The 3,556-nt window shown below is 31.8% G+C and carries 4 protein-coding genes; all 4 read right to left on the reverse strand.

Features of this window, described 5'->3' with window-relative positions; genetic code table 11:
- Nucleotides 1–483 precede the first annotated feature (483 nt).
- Nucleotides 484–918 (reverse strand): NUDIX hydrolase, encoded by a 435-nt coding sequence (locus ACQKM9_RS21760; RefSeq protein WP_427736561.1) that lies wholly within the window; start codon nt 916–918, stop codon nt 484–486.
- Between the two features lie 221 nt (nt 919–1,139).
- Entirely contained in the window at nt 1,140–2,045 is a 906-nt protein-coding gene (locus ACQKM9_RS21765; RefSeq protein WP_427736562.1) for an alpha/beta fold hydrolase, read from the reverse strand.
- A 271-nt stretch (nt 2,046–2,316) separates the two neighbouring features.
- Nucleotides 2,317–2,616, reverse strand: coding sequence for a TIGR04104 family putative zinc finger protein (locus ACQKM9_RS21770; protein WP_427736564.1), 300 nt, complete (start codon nt 2,614–2,616; stop codon nt 2,317–2,319).
- 166 nt (nt 2,617–2,782) lie between these two features.
- Nucleotides 2,783–3,322 carry a hypothetical protein gene (locus ACQKM9_RS21775; protein WP_427736565.1) on the reverse strand — a complete coding sequence of 180 codons (540 nt, stop codon included), beginning with the start codon at nt 3,320–3,322 and terminating at the stop codon, nt 2,783–2,785.
- Nucleotides 3,323–3,556 lie beyond the last annotated feature (234 nt).

Below are 3,556 nucleotides of genomic sequence, written 5' to 3' on the forward strand. Positions count from 1 at the left end.
GTAAAAAAATCCTCTCCAAACTTATCTTTTATTACTTTCCTTTAATCAATATTATACATACCTTCTTCAACTAACCTGCCCCGTTAGTTCAATAAGAAAAAAAGAGCTGCATATGCAACTCAATGATCTTCAAGTAAAGCCCCCGTTAGTTCATTAAGAATTCGGTTAGAATAAATTCAGTTATCTTTTCTGCGAAGCATCTTTATAATAAGTGCGAAAATAACTATAGCAGTTAAAGAACCCACAGCATATGACCAAGAAAAGTAATCAAAGATAAAGTAAATTATTAACATACTAACAAAATATCCTGCTGAATAACCTATTAAATACTTTATCAATTTCACTTCCCTCATCTCTCAAAATATTACATATACTTTATCATAAAACATGTGTTTCTTGTTCAACTATCCTGCTGCGTTAGTTTAAGAAGAAAAAAGAGCTGCCTATGCAACTTAATGATCTTCAAGTAAAGCACCCGATACTCTAAGTGCAACCTTTACAATCTTTAATGAAAGTAAGTGTCTTTTCAAATATTTTTGGTTGAATCTCTAAATAAGTAAGGTTATTAGGAAGGTTATCGAATAGTTTCACTTCATCAATTTCTGATATTGGCAATTGACCAATTTCCTTAACCTTGGCAAAGTATAACCTTCCAAAAACCTTATTAAAAGAATCTTCCATTGAATAGTCGCTAATTGGAACTAAATCAACTACTTTACACCCTGTCTCTTCAAATAACTCTCTTTTAGCTGTTTCAATAATTAGTTCTTCAGGTTCTCTGTGCCCACCAGGAATTTCCCATGACTTTCGTTCTTTATGTCTTACATATAGCCACTTACCTTTATAAATAGTACTTATAACTGCAAATTTTAAATCCTTATCATTTACTAATCCGATATCATAAAATTGAATTCTCACTTTTTGCACCTCAAATTTTATGGTTACTATAACTTTTAACAAATTCTTTATACTATGGAATTATCCTTTAAATAACTTAGCAGCATTCTGTTCACTTATTCAACTAACCTGACCCGTTAGTTGAAGAATAAAAAGTATTGCTTTAGCACAATCAGAAAAAAGCTGACTATCCATACATTATTCTTCAGCAATGGTTTCTTTTAATTTAGAAGGAAATGTCGTTAATAAACTTTATAATTTTCCTGTTTCCACAATAGGATTTCATTTGCGACAGAATTAGGAATATCCCAATGGACATTGTGTTTGGTGTTTTCTATGCCTTTTACCTTTATTGTATTAATGTTTTTTTTAATTTGGAGTAATCCTTTGTCTCTAGATGAATCAATAATTGGAATTGTTGCATGCAATAACAAAACAGGACACAGAATATTATCATAAGTTGTAGAGCAAGGTTCTTTATAAAACGCCTTAATTGTTGCTAGAACACTAAAAAGGTCTGCCTTTAAGATATAGTCACCTTTTTCTTTTTTAAAGTTAGAGAATATTATTGAATCAAGGCTTGTATCCCATTGTTTTGTTGTGTAATCTTGGTATTCTTTGACCACTTCATCCCATGAGCTATATTTACTCGATTCAATATATTCCTCCCAACCTAGCAAGGCTTTTTCTTTCGTCATCCCGTCGACATGCTCAGGAAACACATATCCTCCATCTATTAAAATTAACCCTGTTATCTTATTTGGGTGAATTTTCGCTAAATTTAGAGCAAGGTCTGCCCCCCAAGAATGCCCTAATATGTAAAATGGTTTATTCGTAATCTTTTGTATTACTTGATAAATTCGGTTTACTAAAGAAGAAAATCTGTAATCATCCTCCAGTTCTAGTGGGCTTGTTTCTCCATGACCTGGATTATCTAAAAGAATTAGATGAAAATCATTTATTAGGTATTCGATAAGTCCTGAAAAACTTTTTAAATCACCTGTCATCCCATGTAGACAAACAAGTGAAGGAAGGCTGTTTTCACCAAATTCATAACCGTGAAAAGTATAATTATCTACTGTTATTTTGAATTCATTCAATTCTAGAATCACTCCTTTTATCTTATATAAAAGCTCTACTAACTCCACTTGTTATATTTACAATTTGTCGAAGTTATTTCATATATTTCGTTCTTTAGATGGGCGGCATACTCAACTCTTATTTAAATATTCTAAAAAAATACTGCAAGCTAAAATTGGACCAATATTAATAGTAAATATTTATTACATAACCCTTATTTTACATTAATTCCTTATTCAACTAAACTGCCCCGTTAGTTCAATAAGCAAAAGAGCTACTTATACAACTTAATAATCTTTAACAACCGCACTCCTTAGCTTAATAAGCTCATGATGATATTCAGTATTCCGATTTGTACTTCGCCAAAAAAGGAAATAACAAAAACAAAAATACACCAGATAAAATCATTATCAAAAAAGTATAAAAAATGGATAACGATAATTGATTTAATATGATAAAGCCCAGTAACCACAATGGTAGAACTGATAACAAAGAAAATATAATCCTTGAAGAGAATCTTATTCTATGCACCGTACCACATTGATTGCATTGAATAGGTCTGTATGCTAAAAAAAGGGATTTTATGATTTTACTCCATTTAATTTGAGTATTACATTTATCACATTTCTGTAAACTCATATATTCATCTCCTCCGATGTAAGACTCATTACAACTATTTTCTCAATTCCTTTGTTCAAATCAGGTTTAATATCCAATTTATGTTTCAACTAAACTGCCCCGTTAGTTGAATTAGAACAGCGACGCTTATTAAACAATCGCGCCCGATTGCGGTATTATAATATTGTTATCCCTTTGCCCTTTTCGGCCAAATAAAATTACTTATGGCAATCAAAAAATCGATACCTAACACAAGTGTCCATACTTTTAAAAATCCAGCCAACACTTCTGTTCGAGCTGAATCGTTAATTAAATAGATTAAGGTGAATAAAACCCCGGCACCTATTAGAAAAGCAAGCACATGTTGTCCCCAGCTTTTAAAATAGTGTTTCGCATAATCGATGCCAAATCTCTTAAATGGTTTCGCTCCTTGTTTCATCACATAATATTGAAAACGTATATCAGCCCATTCAATCATACTCCTACCGAATGCGATTGAGATTCCAATATATACAGCAGAAATTGCATGCACTTGGGTAGCAGTCGCACCACGATACAAGTCAATACCCGTGGCAACTAATAAAATTAAATCAATAACAGGTGTTAAAGCTAAGAAAAATAATCCTAATTTATTTCTTTTTAGAATATATCGTGTGAATAGACCTAAAGCGATAATAACCCAAAACCCTATTTCACAAGCAACGATCAGCCACGCAATTACATTCACCTCAAAACCCCCTTGTATAACGCACACTATTATCTGTTTACCTATAACAATTCAACATTACTCTTCAACTAACCTGCCCCGTTAGTTCAATAAGAAAAAAAGAGCTGCATATGCAACTCAATGATCTTTAAGTAAAGCACCCGTTAGTTCAACAAAGTTACTTACTATTTACTATTATTATGCAGTTCAAATGCCTCTTCAAAGTCATCCCATTTTACATTTACTTTTATAACT

The sequence above is a fragment of the Viridibacillus sp. NPDC093762 genome (assembly GCF_050279675.1).
Classification (GTDB): Bacteria; Bacillota; Bacilli; order Bacillales_A; family Planococcaceae; genus Viridibacillus.

Coding starts and splice junctions, on each gene's coding strand:
- ACQKM9_RS21770 (WP_427736564.1), bottom strand. CDS start 2,616: ATGAGTTTACAGAAATGTGATAAATGTAATACTCAAATTAAATGGAGT.